This is a genomic window from Planctopirus limnophila DSM 3776 (assembly GCF_000092105.1).
Taxonomy (GTDB): domain Bacteria; phylum Planctomycetota; class Planctomycetia; order Planctomycetales; family Planctomycetaceae; genus Planctopirus; species Planctopirus limnophila.
On sequence record NC_014148.1, the window covers coordinates 307,220 to 327,371 of the forward strand.

Genomic DNA, 20,152 nt, shown 5'->3' on the forward strand with positions numbered 1-20,152 from the left:
AAACGTAACCTGTTATGCAGAAAGAATTTGCAATCTGTTCTTGCGAAGTTGCATTTTCTCTCTCTGGCGACGAAACTATGTGTTCGCTTTGCAGATTTCAACAACAACCTGCAGTTCGGGGCAAATTGGCCCTGAGTCTGCATCTCGCACGAATGAGGATGAATTGTCATGGCACATAAGAAAGGCCAAGGATCCAGCCGTAACGGTCGCGATTCGAATGCCAAGCGACTGGGTGTGAAGAAGTTTGGCGGCCAGCTGGTTCTGGCTGGAAATATTCTGATCCGTCAGCGGGGTACTCGCTGGCATGCCGGCAAAAACGTCGGCATGGGCCGTGATCACACCCTGTTCTCCCTTGTTGAAGGCACAGTGTTCTTCGACCAAGAAGGACGACGTGTGAACATCAAGCCTGTGGAAGTGGCTGTCGCCAGCTAGTCGACTATCAACCCCTGCCGTCTGATCATCTCGGCGATGCAGGGCATTGCCTGTACATTGAGGCCCAGTCAGCATGGAGAGAACTGCTCGAGCAGTGACTCTAGTTGCTGGCTGGGCCTTGCCATTTCTGCCCATGTTCAATTGACCAATACTCAATCGCGTAACGAGCACGCTTTCGATGAAATTCTGGGACTGTGCGTGACATGCTTGCGGCTCCGAGCTGTCTATTACACACAACTTTGCTTGCGTATTGATTTGAGATGAGGCTGGAGACTGGGTGGCTGGGGTCAAACGTCCTCGTTTGCCCCCAGGTCATTGGACGATTGCTGATGGCGAACATGCTTGAAAGTCATGAAAGCATGGCTCGGATGCATCTTTGCTGGGATCGCTCTGTTACTGGGGGCGGTTGAAGACATCCGACCCTAGCCACCCCGGTAAAGACCACGCCCTTCCGCAAAGCCTCCAGGGACGTGCCACCCTTGGATAACAGTTGTGTGTAAAAGACAGCAGCTCTAGGAAAGCATGTTTCGCAACCAACACCGTGCCGTTATCTTCTGGGAGACGCATAAGCTGCCAGGAGTCGTTGAGAGCTGGTGGTTCTGCTACACTACTAGCAACTATTCTTCTGCAACGACCTGCACTCACAGTCCTTTTCGGAGATTCTCATGGCTGCCGTTGATGATGCTTATGATGCTGCCATTCGGCTCAAGAACCAGGGAGATCTGGATGGAGCTGCCAAGAGCCTGGAAGCCATTCTCGTAGAGTATCCCGAGCATGTGCTGACCTACTCGGCACTGGCTGTTATTTTGCAGAAGCTGGGGCGCCACGATGAAGCGATTGCTCACGCCCGCAAGGTGACGGAGTTGGAGCCTCACGACAGTTTCTCGTACACACAGATGTCAGTCATCTGTCAGCGCTGCGGACGGATCGCCGAGGCCGAAGAAGCTCTGGCCCGCATGCGCATGATGCAGGCGAGTGGAATGCATTAGGCTGTCAGACGTCGATCAGTCTGCATTCATGTAGATTGCTTAGCACTCAGCATACAACACGCTCTACGTCGCATGATCTCATCTCAATCGCAATCTCCATCAGTATGTTGACACGCTTGTTCGAGAATTGCCGAGCTTGCCAAAGCGTGAAGTCAAGAACGATCCGGGCATGATGACCACGCCCGGACCGTTGTGACTTGAGCCAATAGGAGAGGCTGGCTTACTCCTTGGCCAGATCTCCCGCGATCACAGTGAGGATCTGGTTGGGATGGATGTGCCTGCGGACGGCTTCCAGAACCTTTTCCGTCGTCAGGTCGCCAATTGCTGTTTCAAGTTTGGCGACATACTGCATGGTGCGGCCAGCGTAAAGGTTTTCTTCGAGCAGCCGGGCGATCTTGGGGTCTTCTGTACGACCAACCTGCTGGGCTTGCAGATAGCCCTGCTTGGCGGCGTCCAGTTCCTGCTGCGTGACCCCTTCCTTCAGCAGTCGGGCGAGTTCTTCGTTGACCGCAGCATTCACCTTTTCCATGTTCGCCGGATTGGCAATGGCATAGAGGGAAAGCGTGGCCCGCTGGTCGAGCATGGCTGCCCGGAAGGCGGAGCCCACCCCATACGAGAGACCTTCCTTTTGACGAATGCGGTCACCCAGCCGCGAGGAAAGTGCGCCAGCTCCGAGCACATAATTGCCCACAATCATGGCTGGGTAATCGGGGTGATCGTCACTCATCGGCATGACGGCACCACCAAAGTAGAAGGCATTGGCTTTATCGGGAATCTGAATCCGCTTCACTTCGGCTGTGATCGGAACAGACCCGGTGCGGCTAATGCGTTCGTACGTCTGATCGGACTTCCAATCGGCCAGTACTCCCTTGAGAGTTGACTCGACTTCGGCTGGATCGAAGTCGCCCACAATCGCAATCTGGCCGACTTGAGCACTCAGAAAATCGTTGTAGAGCAGCTTGAGGCCTTCCACTTCAATTGCTTCGACGAGTTTGAGTTCTTCTTCCACGGTAGGAACTGAGCGAACATCGCCAGCAGGGTAAGGCGAAAGAGCCTTTGAGACCGTTTTGACAGCCAGTGTCTGAGGATCTGTCAGACCCTGTTCGAGATTGGCTCTGACCTGCTGCTTGATGACAGCCAGTTCACTTTCCGGGAACGCAGGCTCTCGTAGAACCTGCTTCAATAAGCCCAGGACTGCCACCAGATTCTGGCGTTTGGTCTCAAGGACAAACGTCGCTTCGCCCGCATTGCCACCAGCACTGAGTGAAGCAAAGTTCTTGTCGAGCGCATCCTGCAGTTGCTGCCGGGTGAGTGACTTGGTGCCGCGGAGCATCATCGGGGGCAAAAACTCGCAGGCCTTAGCGAGGCCAAAGAGTGATTTTTCGTTGCCATAGCGGAGGGTTAATCGCAAGACGACAGTTGAAGAACGGGTCTTTTTGGGGAGCATGGCAACCTGGACGCCATCAATCCTGGTGCGAAGGGTACGCTCTTCGATCGCCAGCGGGCTGACGTCGAACGCTTCGCCCACGGAGGTTTCTTCGCGGCCCTTGTAATCCCCAATCATCTTGGCGAGTTCGGGAGTCGCAGGAACCGAAGTGCGTTCGGGCTTTTCGGTGGGAATATACAGGCCCACAGTTCGATTGGATGGCTGGAGATACGCCTTGGCCACGCGGTTGACGTCTTCGACAGTGACGGCTTCGAGGCGATCACGATAGAGGAAGTACAATCGCCAATCCCCCTGGGCGGCCCACTCACTCAGTTCGATGGCAATCTCGGCAGAGTCTGAAGCTCCCATTTCCCGCTGCTTGAGCAGACGCAAGCGAGCGCGTTCGAGCTCTTCCTGAGTGACGCCTTTTGATGCGGTCTCATTGAGGACATCGAGCATGGAATCGAGGACGACCTGTGGATCGTTACCAGCGGCGACTTCGGCCATAAATCGAAGCACACCGGGATCATGCAGGGCATAGGCGGCACCGGAAACACTGGCGGCTTTCTTGCCTTGAACCAGAGCTTTGTACAATCGACCCGAGGGCTGCATGGTAAGGATCGATTCGAGAACGTCGATGGCCACGAAATCCGGGTGAGCCCCGGAAGGAATGTGATAAACCGCACCGACGACAGCGACATCTCCCACCCGGCGGAGAACGACCTGACGCTCACCATCTTGAGCAGGTTCTTCGGTGTAAGTGTTATCGAGCACGCGCGTGGGCCGAGGAAGCTTGCCGAATGTTTCGCCGATAATCCGCAAGGCTTCTTTGGGTTCAAAGCGGCCCGCGACGACGAGCATGGCGTTATCAGGCTGATAGTACTTGCGATAGAACGATTTCAAACGTTCAACCGGGACTCGTTCAATATCGGCCCGGTTACCAATGGTTGATTTGCCGTAGTTGTGCCATTCGAAGGCCGCAGCCATCATGCGTTGACCAAGGATGGAAGCAGGGCTGTTTTCACCACGTTCGAATTCGTTACGCACGACCGTCATTTCGGAAGTGAGGTCTTCTCCTTTGACATGGCTGTTCATCATGCGATCGGCTTCGAGGCGAATGGCAAACTCGAGGTTGTCGCCTTGGGCCGGGAGCGTTTCAAAGTAGTTGGTGCGGTCGAGCCAGGTCGTGCCATTGAAGTCGGCACCGCGTTCCTGCAGGGCTTTGGGGACACTGGGAACATCTGGTGTCCCCTTGAAGAGCATGTGTTCGAGGAGGTGAGCCATGCCGGCTTCGCCATAACCTTCATGACGCGACCCGACGAAGACCGTCAGGTTGACTGTCACAGTGGGTTTGGAAGGATCTGGAAACAGGAGCACGCGCAGGCCGTTTTCGAGTTTGTATTCGCTGATCCCTTCGATCTCAGTAACTTTCATGGGCATTTCGGCTTTTGAACTGGAGGAACAGAAGATGATCTGGCTGACAATGACCATCGCCAGCAGGGAGAGGCGGGCAGCACCAGATAAAACAGATTGTCGAGAGGTCAGACCCTTCCGGGTTAAAAACATCCGGGTCGATAACACCGGGGCCAGAACAGCCTGTGCTGTCACTTGATTCAAGAGACGCATCGTCCTGCGGATCATCCGGTTCCACTCCATTTGTTAGAATTGTGTTTATCGCAGGGAAGCCGGCCTGAGCAGTTCAACTCGTGAGTGATTGGCCGGGCCAGTTCAGAGATTGCTCATCCAGTGAACATCCCTCAGCACTTTATGATCCTAACACTCCAACCGAGCTTCGCCAACGAATCCTGATAAATGTGACAATGTCAATATAATGATTCCTGTGGCAATCCCGAGTGTCGCTGAACCCTATTTCCCATCATGAGCGGGATTCATATCCGGTTGGCGAAGTTGCTGGAGCGAGCGTTCTTTGGGGTCGGCCAGCCAGAAGCTGCGGCCCGGGAACGCTGCGGCCAGTTCATCCAGGGCGGCTTTATTTTGCGGATCGAGGATTTCTGGCCGATAACGAGCTCGAATCACTTTCGCCTGCCAGCCAGGTTCGTTGGTGACATGATCAATGGCAATCTCTCCCGCATCCTGCTTGATCAGCACCAGGACTGGTTCATCGGGTAATGCGCGAGTGAGCCAGTCATCGAATTGCTGGTAGACTCGCACTTTGGGATACTCAATCGAACCATAAGCCAAGGCCCGTCGGCTGTCCCAAAGACCGGGAATGGAAGCGTTTGCGCCCAGCCCGGCCATAATGCACATGACCAGCAGCCAATGGATGGCGACGGGACGTTGTTCCTTCGCCCAGCGATCTGCCAGTGAGATGGCCATCTGTGCCATGGCTAATGCGATAAGCGGTGCCGATTCGAAGACATAATGCCACCCCATGATGCCCGGGTACCAGTAAGGAAAATGCACGAGGTGAATGGTGAGGATGCCCGCCATCAGCCAGCGCCAGCGCGAATCCGGAGGTGACCAGAACCAGTAGAGCAGACAGGCGGCCCAGGCGAAGAGGGGGTCGAAAGTCCAGAGCAGGCTCCCGAAGAATCTTGTGGTGAGATTCTGCAGGGCCAATGGCCACGTGAGGTTATCGGCCCATTGATCGTAGGCCTTCCAGATCTTGGGACTGTTCGATTGATCGCCGCGAATTCCGTTGTTGAAACCATAGACATGCCGCGGCGTGTAGGTGGCTGTGTAGAGCTGATATGGGGATTGCCAGGCGGAGCCCGTGGTAGCGTGATTGTAGGACAGCATGATGCCCCAGCCTGCCACGATGGGAATCAACATGGCCAGAAGAGAACTGGCTTTACGAGTCAGTGTTGATGAGGGCGAATTCTCGGTGGAGCGACGGAAGAGCCAGGCCAGTACGGGAATGGCAAATGGCAAGCCCATGGCAAAAGCCGTGGCCGGTCGGCAAAGCATGGTAAAAGAGAGGCCCGTTATTGCGAGCAGGGAATCGAGAGGCTGGTGAGTGCGGAGCCAGCGTAACATCATGAGCCAGAACAGAGCCAGACCTGCCAGTGTGGGATGATGGGAGAGCAAGAGGTTGCCAAAAGTGGCCAGTCCCGGCGAAAGTGCCAGCATCAGCGCGGCGAGAAAACCCGTCCGGGGTGCCCCAAGTTCGCGTCCGATCAGGTTGGTTGCCAGCACGAGCCAGACTTGAGCCAGCCAATGCCCCAGTATCGGAATACCGACCATCACCCAGGGCCATATCCATAAGCTTGTGCCCGGATAATACCGGCTCGCCATCCGGCCATCGGGAGGTGTCCCTTCGTTGAGGACATGGACCTGATCAAACAGTGCCGGGAATGCAGGTGGCCCTGGTGCTGTCCAATGCCCGCCAGCAATGGTTTGGGCACCGAAGAGATAGCTGTATTCGTCGTGATAGCACGGTGGTGTTCCCAGGAGCTGCGTTCCGAAACTGCCAATCATGGCGAGAGCGATGAGAGCGAGAATGGTCTGGCTGAACCACAGGGGGTAGACCCTTTCGAGAGGAGTCCATTTGGCGAACATCGACGGAGTGGAAGCAGGCGAAAGTGGGCTGTTGGTCTGGGAGCCTTTGACATTCAGGACGAAAGGCAGAATGAGCAACAGGCCCGCTTGCAGCAGTGCCAGATTGGGTTGCCAGGTATCGACGAGAAAATCGAGTCCAGCAGCAATTGAAGCCAGCAGGCACATCAGCCATGCCATCATGAGACCGACCCGCTCCCGAAGATCGACTTCTGGCAGATTTTGCCCACTCTGGGCTTTGACTGTCGATTTCTGGCGTCGCTGCGAATGAGATTCGATCGTCATGCGTAAGGTTGCTTCGCTGGTAGGGTATTTCTGATGAGAGCCCTGCTCAATCGGATGCGTTGAGTATCTGTGATTTTGGAGCTGTGAATCGAATAATCATAACAGGATGGGCGGAGCGATCGGATCATCCCCCAGGCAGATTGCATGGGGAATTTGCAGAATGGAACCGATCGGTTGCTGGGAAGAAACGATTTGGCGGTAGTGGCTCGCGTTTTTGTTGATCAGGCAAACGGGGCAGCAGGTCTCTCCAGTTGCAGCAGGAGCAGCGAATTGACAGTATCTTGTGTGAACCTATACTTCAGCTTAAGGGTCGTTTCGTGACGCGAAGTGACCATCAGGCGGGAGAGATACTGATTCACCAGTTTGAAGTTCATGCCGAAGGTGATTGCCCACAACTGAGTAAAAGTTTTTGGCGTCACCTGAGTGATAAAGTTTTGATCGAAACAACAGGGGCTGGGTGGCCCTTTTTATGAATCAATTCCGTTGAGTGTAAATGTTGGCAGGAAGTGACCGGCCGACAAGTTGAAAGGAAGATGCACATGGCTGGCGATCACGTTCTCGAAATTACCGATGCAAACTTTCAGTCCGAAGTTCTCGACAGCAGCACGCTGACTCTGGTCGACTTCTGGGCTCCGTGGTGCGGTCCTTGCCGCATGCTGGCACCAACCATTGATGAACTGGCCACGGAATACGCTGGCAAAGTCAAAATCGGCAAGCTGAACACCGATGAAAACCCCCGCATTCCTTCGATGCACGGCATCAGCTCGATTCCGACCGTGCTGATGTTCAAAGGTGGGATTATTGTCGATAAGTTCGTGGGTGTCGTTCCGAAGGCCAAGCTGGCGGGATCGATCTCAACCAACATGTAGTTGACTGCTCGGTATTGACTGAAAGATCCATAGACGACCCGTGCCAGCTATTGGCCGGGTCGTTCTTGCATTTGCAGGGACGCACTCGCTGAATCGTGGTGCCTGAGAGTTAATGCCCGTGCTTGGCCAGAGGCTTAGTGCCCATGTTTGGACCGCAGGTTAATGACCATGCTTGGGAAGTGCCGCCGCATAGAGCATGGTGACACAGCCGACGGACATCAGCACGAACGCACTCCACTCGGGGGGATCAAAGACATCTTTGGTGCGTTCGTGGATGGTTTCTGGAGAGGTGAGCATGCCTCGAAAGCCTTTGGCCCGCTCTTCGTGCTCGCCGCTCATGACGAATTTATCGACAACGAGAAACGAGTAGCCCGTCAGAGCCACAAAGGCGCCCAGCCCAAAGAAGGCGGCTCGCATCATAATTCGCCAGCTCCTTATCAGATCGTCGTGGTTCGTGCCCGACGCCAGAACCCACCACTCCTTAGCGCATTTCGGTCGTGAGCACCATCTGTGATCACTGCCACTATGCCTCATCAGCAATTTCGGCTGCACTGCGGAAGAGAATACTTAATCTGCCGATTGTGAGGCGATCTCGTCGGCATCCTCGGAATTGCCAGCAGAATCGGGAGACTCCGCTGCTTCCAGGGGCGACTTCTGAAACTCGTGCAGCAGAACCGTTAGATAGGCACCAGCAGGGAGTTCGACGGAAACGCGGAGGTCACCGCGAGGCGTTTCGTGATCTGAACTGTTGGCGGGCAACAATTCGCAGGTCAGGCCTGCAGGCAAGAATCGGAAGGGCCGCCGGGTTCCTTCCATCAGCGAGGAGAATTTCTGAAAGTGCTCGATCGTCAATACTAACTTCTGCAGGATCGCCAGTTCGCGAGCATGAACTTCGCCCCCAGGCGAACGCATGCGCACACCAAAAATGGGTCCGGTGGTGGAGATTTCCCACGAGTCGAAGCGCGGCTGATCAGCAGCGGCATCTGTGACCAGAAACTTCGCACCAGCGGGGAGAATTTCCATCAGGTCGCCGCAGAGAACTGTCGAGAAAAGCCCGTCCCGCAGTCGCTGAGCCAGCACCTCGTTAAACAGCCCGGATTGGACAGCAGAGAGAGCGAGTCGGAGCAGAAACTTTCGCCTGGGGGCGGGAATATCTTGTGGCGAGATCTGGCCCAGCAGCAGTTGCCAGCCCAGCTTCCACGTCGAGTGCTGGTGCCCAAATCGCTGCATGCCGAAGTAATTTGGGCAGCCTTGAGCCTGCAGTTGCCGGGTAATGGCATCGATTTTGGAAAGATCGGGTTCAACGCCCCTCAAAATAGCGACAAAACGATTCCCTTTTAAGTGGCCCGTCTTGAGCTTGTTGCGATGTCGTCTGGCTTCGAGCACCTGTAAATCATCGCTCTCAACAGCTGGTACCAGCTTTTCAGCCCGGGTGGGGACAGAAACCCATTGCCTGGTAATGGCCTGCCTGTCTTTCAACCCCGCCATGCCAATTTCTGAGCGGGGAACGGCGAGCTGTTTCGAGAGCTGTGCCACTAGCATTTCACTCGAAAGATTTCGCTTCTCGATCCAGAGAAACAGATGCTCACCTTCTCCGCAGGGAAGGTAAGCCGGGATTTCTTCGACAAGAAAATCTTCGGGGGATTGTTTCCAGACACCGCCCACCCCTGCCGTTTGACTGGTCAGCTCCGGCCAGGCAGAGGGAGCAAGCAGTGGGACTGGCTGTTCGGTCATGGGAACGCTTTTCGAGGACGATTGCCACAGATTCGCTGAGAGATGCCATCCTGATGCTCCCCTCGCTTCGATTCGAGACAAACTCCGATTACAATACGAGGTTTCCAGAAATCTCGCAGCCCTCAAAGACAATGCCAATATGATCGAGAGACCGAACAAGGGTCTTTGGCATTGAGACCAATAAGACTGTACAGCAGACCTTCAGCGGATATGCGGAACATGGCTTTGGAAATTGTGAAGTATGGACATCCGGCTCTCCGGCATAAGTCCACCCCTGTGACCGAAATCAACAGCGAACTTCGCAAAGCGATTGCCGAAATGTTTGAACTGATGTATGCAGCCAAAGGGATTGGCCTGGCCTCGAATCAGGTGGCCATTCCAAGGCAGTTTTTCATTTTGAACCTCACCGGTGATGCCGCTGAAAAAGACGAGGAAGTGGTCTTTATCAATCCGGTCATTCTCAATCGCAAAAGCTCATGCGAAGGTGAAGAGGGCTGCTTGAGTTTTCCAGGGTTATATGGCCCGGTGAAACGTGCTGGTGAGGTGCTTATCGAAGCGTTCGATCTGGATGGGAACTGCTTTGAGATGACACTTTCTGCGAAGGAAGACGATCTGGCGGTGCGAGCTGTCCAGCATGAATCCGATCATCTCGATGGCATGCTGTTCATCGACCGCATGACAGATCGCGCGCGAAAAGAGCGTCAGGTCGAGATCGATCAGTTCGAGCAGGATTTTCTGGCGCGACAGGCGGCTGGCGAAATCGAATCGATGGACGTGCTCAAAAGAAAGCTGGCAACATGGCCCAATTGAACGCTCAACAGTCGCCAGGAGAGATTGTTGTCACAATCAACTCGCAGGAACGTTCGCTGCCAGCGGAAATGAACCTGACACAGCTCATTGAAGTGCTCAAGCTGGAGCCTCGCTATCTGGCCATTGAACTCAACGGGCAAGTCATTTCCCGGAAACTGCACGCCACCACGAGGCTCACCGAGGGCGATGTTCTCGAAGTGGTCACACTGGTCGGTGGGGGTTGAAAGTTTTCGCCACGAACTACGCCCAGGCGAGTTCTGTCTGTCGATCCGGGCCTTTTTTGTGAGCCTGCTCGAATCGGTGTTTTTCGATCTGCTGCCACAAGTCGTGGCTGTCAAACAGATCGAGCAAATGTGCCAGACCTGCATCCGCCAGTTCTCTTCCAGAAAGGAAGCGGCCTGGTCGGGACCACTCGGTAATCAACTCGACACTGCAGTTGAACAAACGAGCCAATAGCTGATCCTGATCCGACTCCATCCAGCGGAAATGTCGGGCCCATTCGACGGCTTCTTCCAGCTTGAGCTGGTCATCGGATTGCCAGCGAATGGGATGAAACAGCAGCGAAGCATGGGGCGTCACATAGCGTTCCCGGCAGGCCGCTAAGGGCATCAGTGCTGCCGAACTGCATTCCCCTGTGACCACGGCCGCCGCCCGGAGACCGCGTAAGCGAATGATCGAAGCGAGTGCCAGGCCCACATACGCATTCCCGCCGCACGAGTCGATGTAAATGAGGCCTGCTGACCGCCGGGGAAGTTCGACCAGTTTTTCCAGCAGTTCGGTTTGCTGTTCGAAGAGATCACCCGCGATCGTCATTTCCCATTCCGGGTTGGGAACAATGGGCGACCATGAAATCGAGGGCCCGGGATAAGCCGGCAAAGGACGAAATGGACTGGGCTTAGAGGGTTTCTTCGACGATTTCGTCATTTCTGCCTGAGATCCGTGAGAGGAGCCGCAATTTGCCAGATGACTTGGCTGACGCGAAGTGGAATGACTCGAAAGTTTATCGCTTTGCGGCTGATATGTCGCTGATTCTCTGAAGGAATACACTGTGGAGCAGTGAAAAGTTGTTCCGATCAGGTGTTGCCCCAGTGCATCCACTGATCTCACGCGATACGATTTGGTTGCTGAATAAAAACTTGAAGATCTGCACAGATAGTTTGTGAGGTTGGGCCATGACCAATTCAAGAACTGTTCACCCGGCAAACCAACGACCCAAAAGTGCCCGGTTGATATTCCGTACGGGATTTCTGTGGACGGCAGTGCTCATATTCCCGGAGATGGGCGATTTGCCATCGGCAGCGTGGGCCCAGCCTGCAGCGCCTGCTCAGCCTACGGCTCCAGTGGCCAGACCAGTGGCCACCATCAGCTGGCTGGATGCTGGGATCTTTGCCGCTCTGGCCGGGGGTGCACTCTTCGCAGTCTGCCGTGCGAGCAACCGGATGTAGTGATGAGATGCTGTTTGTCTTGATCCGCACCTGATACGAATCGCAGTGTGCTATAGCGATTTCACGACTGCATAAAACATGCTTGCCCAAAGCTGCTGTCTATTTCACACATCTTCGCTGAAGTGCTCATGAGATGCGTGGCTGGGGTCAAACGTCCTCGTTTGCCCCCAGGTCACAGGGCGTTGAATGTTCATGGCAATCATCATGGCAAGGGACGTTACAGGTGCAATCGTGCTTGCGAACATTGATGACCAGGGGGCGGATGAAGACATCCGACCCCTGCCACCCGGTCGTGCGAGCAACCGGATGTAGTCAGCAGTGACTGGTGAATTGTCGACTCGTCATGGCTTGGGTGCTTCAATCCGATACAGATGATGATCGGTTCGCAAGTAGATCGATTGATCAACTGGTGCAAGAGTGGCCAGCGTGCGGCCTGGAAGTGGGTTCTCGGCGAGAACTTCAAACTCGGTTCCCGGTCTCACGACTGTGGTGAGACCGGCTTCATTGGTGATGTACAGCTTGCCGGCTGCAAAGACCCAGGAGGCTGAGTAGTTCCCGGGGATCCGCTGCTGCCAGTGAACTTTCCCCGTCTTCATATCAACGCAACTGGCAATGCCGCCGTCACTGATGAAGTAGATTTCGTCACCCACTACGACGGGCGAAGGATTGAGTGGAGCTCCTTTTTTCATCTGCCAGCGCACGTGTGTTTCTGTGATATCGCCTTGACCTGTGGGATCGATCGCAAAGACAACCGGTGTGTTATAGCCCGACGAAACGACGACGAGACCATGGGCATAGACTGGCCGGGGTACATTGGAATACCCTTTGGGGTATCGCACTTTCCAGATTTCTTCGCCAGTTTTTGGGTTATAGGCGATGACCCATTCTCCGCCCGGGCACACGACCTGTGCCTGCTTTGTGCCATCCGGTAGCGGCACTTGAATGAGTAGCGGAGTGCAATAGGCCATGGCCCCTTCGCGACTGGTACGCCAGACTTCCTTGCCGGTCAGTTTATCGAGTGCCACGACGAACTGTTTGTCGTCGCCATCGCAACTGATGATCAGCAACTGATCGACCACCACTGGTGATGCCGCTGGCCCGTGCCGGTGATCGTATTCGAGTTTGGTCTTCCAGAGGATCTTCCCGGACGGGTCGAGACAAGCAGTGCCATGAGCACCAAAGTGGACATAGATGCGATTGTCTTCAATCCAAGGCGTGGGTGAGGCATGCGAGTTTTTGGAATGAATGGCACCAGGATCGTCGAGTTCAAAAACGAGGACATCGTGCAGAATCTGGCCCTGGGCGGCATCGACGCAAATGGCCCGCAACTGCTTGCCGTCATCGACGGCGGTTGTCAGCCAGATTTTGCCATCACGCAGTGCGGGGGAACTCCAGCCACGGCCAGGGATCTCGGTTTTCCAGCGAATGTTCTTCTCTTCGCTCCATTCGATGGGGAGCATCGTTTCGGAACTCAGGCCTTCGCCCGAAGGACCACGGAACTGCGGCCAATCCGCTGCCAGCACCCTGGTCTTTGAGAAAGAGACACTCAGCATGACCAGCAGACTGGCCACACCTAGAAACTGGCACAAAGAGCGGGAAGAGAAACTGGCGGACAAGCGAAGGCGGGCAGTCAAGAGACAAACCATGGGCAGGCACTCGATCAACAATGGAACGTCTAAATCTGAGTATCGATCAACTTAAACACTGGCAGATGCACAGGCGGGGATACTCGAATCTTTCGCGTCAATGCGAGCTGTTGCTGCAAGAGGTTCGAGTGTCAGGTGCAAAAACAACATGAAAACTTCTTCATGTTGTGAAGAATCGACACAGGTTTCAAGCACCTGCTGCGGGCGAATTCCAGTGAATCGCACCTTTTTCGACTTCCCGGCCCATGATCTGCCGCTTCATGTGAGCGTCGGGATTGTCTTCACCGATCCAGCTATACGCGTTTCGCCAAGATCAGGCATTAAAGTCTGCGAGGCCCGGAACGACCTTCGGTTCAGGACTCGCACTGGCAAGCTCAGGCGGCACCATCAACAAATCGTGAAACACCTTCGTTCTTTCCATGGGGCCAAGTCAGGCTGCCGAACCTGTTATGAGGACTCTCCGATGATCTCATCAAAGCGTTCCGCCAGTACGAGGAACTCATCGGCCCAGCCGTTGCTCATGGAAGTTTCCTGTAACGGGCCAGTTACCACAAACAGAAACCTCAATTCATCAATCTTGACCGTCAAGGATTGCTCCAATCGTCGAATTGAGTGATCGAGACGTTCAAGGATGTCCTTAGCATCCATGCACGACCAGTCTGAGTCCTCCGACTGGGCCACTATGTCACGGCATCGTTGAAGGACTTTTAGAAGAGCAGATTCGTCGAAAACTGATCGCATACAAATCTCCACTTTAGGCAGGTGAGTCATCCCAGTCCCATTCATCAGGTCGAAAGCCCTTGATCTCTTGGCCGTGGAACATCATCCCCGTGAATACTGTGTTCGTTACAACTGCCCCCTTGAATGCTGCATGTTCTATCAGGACGTTCTCGAAAACGGCGTCTGTCAAATCCGCTCCTCTGAAGTCAGTGCATTTGAGGTTCATGTTGCGAAACGTCACCCCTTGAAGATTTGTTCGTCTGGCATCGATATCACTGAAGAACCCATCCTGAAAGGTCGTTCCTTGTAGATTTGCACCCTCCAGCACTGAACCATCCGCGAGGCAGACTCCCACAAATACTCGTTCCCCGTTCGAGTATCTCCTGAGTAGTTCTTCACCGTCGATGTCATCGTTCATTTGCGGGTTAATCCATCTACAAGATCAATACTCAGTTGCTCGAACATGTAAGACTGATCGCTCACGGAACGGGGCGACACTTCAATCACGTCCCTCCCTGACAGTTCGTAGTAATCGCCAAACCTCTCAATGCAGTCCATCCAGTCGCCCAAATGGTTTGTAGTCTTGTGGAGCAGGTCTGAATAAAGTTTGTCGATTGGCTCGAAAACCTCTAGATTTATCAATCGCCCTTCACATCGTGTGAACTCAATCGAATCGAGGATCAGGTGCATCCGAAGACAGATATCCGGCAAGTGCTCGCTGGTAAGTTTAGATGGATTAAGCGGAGGACGAACGAGTCGCCCCTTAGACACCAAACTAGCTGCAAGCCAATCGATCTTCATTTAAAGACTCACCTCACTCCCCAATCACTTTCACCAGCACCCGCTTATCCCTACGTCCGTCGAACTCGCCATAAAAAATCTGTTCCCACGGTCCGAAGTCGAGTTGGCCTTTGGTAATCGCCACCACCACTTCCCGGCCCATGATCTGCCGCTTCATGTGAGCGTCGGCGTTGTCTTCACCGGTGCGATTGTGAGCGTAACGCTGAGGTGAAGCGTCGAAGGGTGCGAGATTTTCGAGCCACTTTTTGTAGTCGCTGTGCAGACCCGGCTCATCATCATTAATGAACACGCTGGCGGTAATGTGCATCGCGTTGACCAGCACCAGCCCTTCCTGCACGCCGCTGGCCCGCACAATGGCCTCGATCTTCGGCGTGATGTTCTCAAACGCCATGCGAGCCGGGAGGTTGAAGGTCAGGTATTCCGTGTGGGATTTCATCGAACGAATTGTTCCTTACACCTGAGAAACAGGCTGGAGTTTTTCCAGCTCTTTGGAACGGAAATCTTGCGCATCACTTCTACATTATCAAAATCTCCCACGAATGATCGGTCGATCCATTACGTGAGGAAGTGGTGATGGGGACTGAGGGAATCCATCGTTCCAGAACTCGCCAAACGCCGCAACTTCGCGAAATTTTCGCGAAGCCGCCCAGAGGAAAAGCCGTTCTGTTCGTAATCGGTCGTGTTCTCCGATACCATCATTTCCAGTAAGTCAGCATCCGATTTTCTGATTGTCTTTCTGGAAATCGGATTGCCATGCTTGTCATGACTCTACCGCTCTTCTGTGAGAAAGTCGGTTTGGGCCGATGCCTCCGAGACCAACCTTGAATTGCTTTCACTTCGTATCAATCACGCCGGTTGCGAGTCTACAAAGTTCCTCGACATCGAGTGATCGAGGGTCAGTCACGGATCGACCAACGCCACCTATTGCGATCATCCGGAAAGTCAGTCGAAACGTCTGGCTCTGCCTCACCATGGCATGTTGGACGATTCTTTGCGGAAATAGTCTCTGTTTGATCGAGGCTCGGGGAGAGAACACCACAGCTCCCGAAATCTCATCAGCCGCGATCTCAGGCACTCCTGCACGCCCCTGGGCCACGCTGGAAGTGGGTGTAGCAGGTTTCTGGCAGCCAGGAATCTGGGCTCCCTGCCGACTGAGTTCGAGCGATCTTCTGCCGGAAACGACATCTGTTCAACTGGCGACTCCCGATGTCGATGGCTCACCCGTTTCGCTCCGGCTGGCACGGCAAGCTTCTCTCTCTGGAAAGAGGCCGGTTCTTTGGAGTGGCTTTATCAAGCTGGCCAGCCCTTCGGCTGCAATCACGATTTCGCAGTTGGATGAGGCTGGTAAGCTGCTCAAAACGGATCGTATTGAAGCTGGTTTCGCACCCGGTTTTCAGTCAGGCCACGGATTGGAAGAAAGGCTTGTCGCGACGATCGGGTTGCCCCAGGCCACGCGAAACCTGTTGAATCAGCTCAAGGGCATGGCAGCTTCTCGAACTCGCGGCCCGCTCCAGGTTGTCCATCTCGAGAGTCCTGCCGAATTGCCGCAGGATCTCGCAGGGTGGTCAGCCATAGATTACCTGCTCGTGGGGGGAACAGCCACGTTCCAGGATGTCGAAAGCCAGAAGCTCAAAGCGTGGGTCGAAACCGGTGGCACACTCTGGACATCGCTGCAACTGGTCACCGATGCGGAAGCCACAGGCTTATCACCAGAAGCTCGTTTAGCCCTGGTATCACGTGGTCTTGCCAGTTGGCTACCTGCCGATCTGACAACAGAAGTGACTATTGTTCGCGAACTGGGTTCACTGGAAAAACTCGCCCAAAGCGATAAACGCATTCCACAAAGTGGCCGCATCAGCCTGCCTCGCTTTCGCATGCGGCAAGGAGAACTGCTCGCTGCCAGCCGGGATGATCAACTGCTGGTCCGCTCCGCTTATGGGCTGGGAGTCGTAACGATTCTGGCGCTGGATCCTGCGAAGACACCGCTGCAGAACTGGGAAGCGCAGCCGCGATTATGGCAGCAGCTGGCGGCGGAATCTGTCACTCGATCGGAATCCTCTTTGGAGTCCTCACGTCAACTGGTTTCAACGGGCGTAACAGATCTCGCGACACAGTTATCTGGAGTGGTCGAAACGTTTCCCGGGGTGCAGCGGATCACACCTGGTCTATTGATGGCCACCTTACTGGTTATTGTGCTCCTGGTCGGACCGATCGATTATCTGATTGTCCATCGTCTCCTTAAGCGGCCAGCACTTACGTGGATCACGTTTCCTGCGATGGTCGTACTCCTGGTGATGGGGATGAGTCTCTGGGCAGCGAAAACCAATGGTATTGAAGCCACCAGCCAGACCATCAGCGTGGTCGATCTTGACCCTGTGGCACAGGTTGGTCGCACATTCTCGCTGCATGCGATCTATGGTGCGGAACCTAATCGTCTGGTGGTGAAGGCCAAATCCCAATGGCCTCAAGCGCAGAGGGTGACCGGTAGCGAGGATGATCTGCCCATTCTTTCGTGGTGGGCTCCGCCAGAAGGTTCGCTGGGTGGGTTGCTGCGTCCGGGCGGCAATTTCTTTGCGGCTGCACCCTACGAACTGGAACCACAAAAATCGATGCTCAATGGGCTACCTGTCGAACATTGGGGAACCCGGTTACTGCAGAGCGAAAGTCGCTATCGCATCCCGGAGCCATTGTTCGAAGCCAACCTCGAAACCAACGGCTTAGGAAAGCTCACTGGCACAATTCGCCACAAGCTTCCAGCGCCAATTACCGATTGGGTGCTGGTGCATGGCAACCGACTCTATCGCTGGCTGGATCGAGGCGATGAGGAACGGATTGTGCCGTTGGAAGCCAATTTCGTCTGGCGTGTCGATCAACCAGGCATTACACAGCGAGAGTTGCGCGGCTTTATGACCGGTGCCCGGGCTCGAACGGTCAAAGGGGATGCGTCCGGTGCTGGCGGCACAATTGCTGTTGAGCAGGCGGCCTACAATGCCCTGGGGAGTGATCCCGTCGATATTGTGCGCATGATGAGCTTCCATGAGGACATTGGCGGTGCCGGCTATACGGGCCTGACGAGCAAGTTGATCTCGGGTGCTGATCTTTCGATGCAGCTTCGGCTCGGAAAAGCCATCCTGGTGGGCCGCATTGCTCAGCCAGCGACGAGTCTGGAAATTGATGCGGATAACTATTTGAGACCCAGCAAAGGTTCCAAGGGGCCGACACAAACGAAGTCAGGAGAAGTCATCACGATCATTCGCTGCATTCTGCCTGTCACCAGTTCCTCCGGCGGTGAACTGGCACCTTTGCCAAAGTTGAACTCGAAATGACATTCCGCCAGTCATGGCAAGTGTTTGAGAATTGTCCAGAATTTGTCTTCCTGACTTCGATCAATGACTCTAGGTACCACATAAGTCCATCCTATTTTTGCATATCACTGAAAGATGATCTTCCGTGATTGAAACGAAACAACTGACAAAACGTTATGGCGATCTCATTGCGGTCAACGAGATTAACCTGAGCCTGCGCGAAGGTGATGTCTTTGGCTTCATCGGGCCGAATGGTTCGGGTAAAACGACGACCATGCGCATGCTCGCCACGCTGTTGAATCCTGATTACGGCGAAGCTTACGTCTGCGGGAAGTCGATCTATACGAATCAGGAAGAGATTCGTCGACTGGTGGGCTATATGCCCGATTTTTTCGGTGTCTATGACGATATGACGGTGCTGGAATACCTGGAATTCTTCGCCGCCTCGTATCGGATTTCCGGGCCCGCTCGCCGCAAGATTTGCGAAGAGAAACTGGAACTGGTGGACATGAGCTTCAAACGTGATGCCATGGTCAACCAGCTTTCACGGGGACAGACGCAGCGTATTGGTCTGGCGCGTGTGCTCCTGCATGAGCCCCAGGTGCTGCTGCTCGATGAACCCGCCAGTGGTCTCGATCCACGCGCTCGTATCGAAATTCGAAATCTGCTCAAAAGACTCGGTGAACTCAATAAGACAGTGATCGTCTCGAGCCACATTCTGCCTGAACTCGCCGATGTCTGTACCCGCGTGGGCATGATTGAAAAAGGTCATCTGATTGTCGATGGCTATGTCGATGAAGTCATGCGCAAAGCCCGCCAGCAGATTCTTCTGCAGATTCAGGTGCGGGAACGACTGGAAGAGGCAGCTAAGCTTCTCGAACAGCATCCGCAGATTTCAAAAATCGAAATCGTAAAGGGCCAGATCCACGCGACACTCGCACTGGAAGTTCTTGATTACAGCTCGATTCCCAGTACTCTGATCGAGAATGGCTTCAAGCTGACGTTGTTCCGCGAAGAAGAAGTGAATCTCGAAACGGCCTTCCTCTCATTGACTCGTGGACTGGTGCAGTAGTGGAGCCTGCCCGAAGAAATCCGATCCACACCGGCCCAGTTTAAGATGAGCAACTCTCACCCAGCGATTGTGGGCTTGGATGTTGGGGGTGCCAATCTCAAGGCGTGGCATGCTGGGGGCCAGGCTCTCGCCATCCCATTTGCACTCTGGAAATCGCCGCAGGAATTGTCGAGCCAGATAGCGGCCATGTTGCAGCAATTACCAGCGGCAGATCGCGTGGTTGTTACCATGACTGGCGAACTGGCGGATTGTTTTGCCACCCGCGCGGAGGGAGTCGAGTTTATTGTTCGTGCGGTGGAGCAAGCCGTCCGTTCGGTTCTGCCAGATTCGATCATCCAGTTCTGGCAGACACACGGGAAATTTGTTGCTCCGAACGATGCAGTGGCGAGTCCTCTGTTGACCGCTGCTTCCAACTGGCAGGCATTGGCGTCGATGGTGGGATTGCTGTTTCCTCAAGATGATCTGCTGTTGCTCGACATCGGGAGCACGACGACTGATCTGATTCCCATTCTGCAGGGCCAGGCGAGTGCTGAGGGCCGCACAGATCTCGAACGGCTCGCTGCCGGCGAACTGGTCTATACCGGTGTTCGCAGAACAGTTGTCTGCCATATGCTCCCCTCTTTTCAGGGTGAACTTGGCCGATATGGCCATGTTTCGATCCCTTTGAGCAGTGAACTTTTCGCCACGAGCCTGGATGTCTATCTGCTCCTGGGGTTGATTGAGGAAGAGCCCGAAAACTGCGAGACGGCTGATGGTCGGCCCGCCACGAAAGAGTTCGCAGAGGCGCGGCTGGCCCGGCAGATCTGTTCGGATCAATCGGAACTGACGACTCACGACGTGATCAAACTCGCCATGGCCGCCGCCGCTGCTCAGCAGCAGCAGATTGTTCAGGCGACGCGAAGAGTCATTAATTGCGCATCGCGGCCTATCAAGAAAATTGTGCTCTCGGGCTCGGGAGAGTTTTTAGGCCGGCAGGTCGCAGTGCAGGCGTGCTTTCCGATGGAGGAAATTCTCTCTCTCAAAGACTATTGGACGACTGCAGGCTCCGAAGTGGCCTGTGCACGGGCACTGGTCGAACTGGCTCTGCAGGGATTCTGAAATA

19 protein-coding genes are annotated in these 20,152 nt (G+C 54.6%); 9 read left to right on the forward strand and 10 right to left on the reverse strand.

Translation table 11 applies throughout. From position 1 onward, the window contains the following. Positions 1–168: 168 nt before the first annotated feature. Positions 169–432, forward strand: a complete 264-nt coding sequence (rpmA, locus tag PLIM_RS01215) for a 50S ribosomal protein L27 (RefSeq protein ID WP_013108521.1) — start codon at positions 169–171, stop codon at positions 430–432. Positions 433–1,097: 665 nt separating this feature from the next. Further along, complete coding sequence (locus PLIM_RS01220; RefSeq protein WP_013108522.1) at positions 1,098–1,421, forward strand: tetratricopeptide repeat protein; 324 nt, start codon at positions 1,098–1,100, stop codon at positions 1,419–1,421. Positions 1,422–1,641: 220 nt separating this feature from the next. On the opposite strand, the gene PLIM_RS01225 is transcribed toward PLIM_RS01220, so the two are convergent. Continuing rightward, positions 1,642–4,473 carry a M16 family metallopeptidase gene (locus PLIM_RS01225; protein ID WP_230849369.1) on the reverse strand — a complete coding sequence of 944 codons (2,832 nt, stop codon included), beginning with the start codon at positions 4,471–4,473 and terminating at the stop codon, positions 1,642–1,644. Between the two features lie 240 nt (positions 4,474–4,713). Next, a complete protein-coding gene (locus tag PLIM_RS01230) occupies positions 4,714–6,648 on the reverse strand; it encodes a hypothetical protein (protein WP_013108524.1) in 1,935 nt (644 codons plus the stop codon). A gap of 539 nt (positions 6,649–7,187) precedes the next feature. On the opposite strand from PLIM_RS01230, the gene trxA reads away from it, so the two are divergent. Beyond that, a complete protein-coding gene (trxA, locus tag PLIM_RS01235) occupies positions 7,188–7,517 on the forward strand; it encodes a thioredoxin (RefSeq protein WP_013108526.1) in 330 nt (109 codons plus the stop codon). 159 nt (positions 7,518–7,676) lie between these two features. Here the strand turns inward: trxA and PLIM_RS01240 are convergent, their stop codons facing one another. Together PLIM_RS01240 and truD are read right to left on the reverse strand one after the other, a co-directional pair. Continuing rightward, positions 7,677–7,937 (reverse strand): hypothetical protein, encoded by a 261-nt coding sequence (locus tag PLIM_RS01240; protein ID WP_013108527.1) that lies wholly within the window; start codon positions 7,935–7,937, stop codon positions 7,677–7,679. 147 nt (positions 7,938–8,084) lie between these two features. Then, positions 8,085–9,251 carry a tRNA pseudouridine(13) synthase TruD gene (gene truD / locus PLIM_RS01245; RefSeq protein ID WP_013108528.1) on the reverse strand — a complete coding sequence of 389 codons (1,167 nt, stop codon included), beginning with the start codon at positions 9,249–9,251 and terminating at the stop codon, positions 8,085–8,087. A gap of 219 nt (positions 9,252–9,470) precedes the next feature. Between truD and def the strand changes: the two genes are divergently transcribed. Next, entirely contained in the window at positions 9,471–10,061 is a 591-nt protein-coding gene (gene def / locus PLIM_RS01250) for a peptide deformylase (protein ID WP_013108529.1), read from the forward strand. After that, positions 10,049–10,285 carry a sulfur carrier protein ThiS gene (gene thiS, locus PLIM_RS01255; protein ID WP_013108530.1) on the forward strand — a complete coding sequence of 79 codons (237 nt, stop codon included), beginning with the start codon at positions 10,049–10,051 and terminating at the stop codon, positions 10,283–10,285. The genes def and thiS overlap by 13 nt, the downstream gene beginning before the upstream one ends. 16 nt (positions 10,286–10,301) lie before the next feature. Here thiS and PLIM_RS01260 read toward each other — a convergent pair whose 3' ends face one another. Continuing rightward, a complete protein-coding gene (locus PLIM_RS01260; protein ID WP_013108531.1) occupies positions 10,302–10,985 on the reverse strand; it encodes a ClpP family protease in 684 nt (227 codons plus the stop codon). A gap of 248 nt (positions 10,986–11,233) precedes the next feature. Here PLIM_RS01260 and PLIM_RS01265 point away from each other — a divergent pair, with 248 nt between their 5' ends. After that, a complete protein-coding gene (locus PLIM_RS01265; RefSeq protein ID WP_013108532.1) occupies positions 11,234–11,506 on the forward strand; it encodes a hypothetical protein in 273 nt (90 codons plus the stop codon). Between the two features lie 341 nt (positions 11,507–11,847). On the opposite strand, the gene PLIM_RS01270 is transcribed toward PLIM_RS01265, so the two are convergent. The 5 genes from PLIM_RS01270 to PLIM_RS01290 form a co-directional block, all read right to left on the reverse strand. Further along, positions 11,848–13,140: a PQQ-binding-like beta-propeller repeat protein gene (locus PLIM_RS01270; protein WP_230849370.1), complete on the reverse strand. Its 1,293-nt coding sequence runs from the start codon at positions 13,138–13,140 to the stop codon at positions 11,848–11,850. Positions 13,141–13,599: 459 nt separating this feature from the next. Next, a complete protein-coding gene (locus PLIM_RS23950; RefSeq protein WP_148226933.1) occupies positions 13,600–13,800 on the reverse strand; it encodes a hypothetical protein in 201 nt (66 codons plus the stop codon). A gap of 106 nt (positions 13,801–13,906) precedes the next feature. Then, entirely contained in the window at positions 13,907–14,290 is a 384-nt protein-coding gene (locus PLIM_RS01280; RefSeq protein ID WP_013108535.1) for a pentapeptide repeat-containing protein, read from the reverse strand. Further along, on the reverse strand, positions 14,287–14,673 hold the full coding sequence (locus PLIM_RS01285; RefSeq protein WP_013108536.1) for a hypothetical protein: 387 nt from the start codon (positions 14,671–14,673) through the stop codon (positions 14,287–14,289). The genes PLIM_RS01280 and PLIM_RS01285 overlap by 4 nt, the downstream gene beginning before the upstream one ends. A 13-nt stretch (positions 14,674–14,686) precedes the next feature. After that, entirely contained in the window at positions 14,687–15,109 is a 423-nt protein-coding gene (locus PLIM_RS01290) for a secondary thiamine-phosphate synthase enzyme YjbQ (protein WP_013108537.1), read from the reverse strand. Between the two features lie 574 nt (positions 15,110–15,683). Here PLIM_RS01290 and PLIM_RS01295 point away from each other — a divergent pair. The 3 genes from PLIM_RS01295 to PLIM_RS01305 all read left to right on the forward strand — a co-directional run bounded on the left by PLIM_RS01295 (position 15,684) and on the right by PLIM_RS01305 (position 20,148). Then, entirely contained in the window at positions 15,684–17,999 is a 2,316-nt protein-coding gene (locus PLIM_RS01295; RefSeq protein WP_041400890.1) for a hypothetical protein, read from the forward strand. 124 nt (positions 18,000–18,123) lie between these two features. Next, entirely contained in the window at positions 18,124–19,050 is a 927-nt protein-coding gene (locus PLIM_RS01300) for an ABC transporter ATP-binding protein (protein WP_013108539.1), read from the forward strand. Positions 19,051–19,095: 45 nt separating this feature from the next. After that, positions 19,096–20,148 (forward strand): hydantoinase/oxoprolinase family protein, encoded by a 1,053-nt coding sequence (locus tag PLIM_RS01305; RefSeq protein ID WP_013108540.1) that lies wholly within the window; start codon positions 19,096–19,098, stop codon positions 20,146–20,148. Positions 20,149–20,152: the final 4 nt, after the last annotated feature.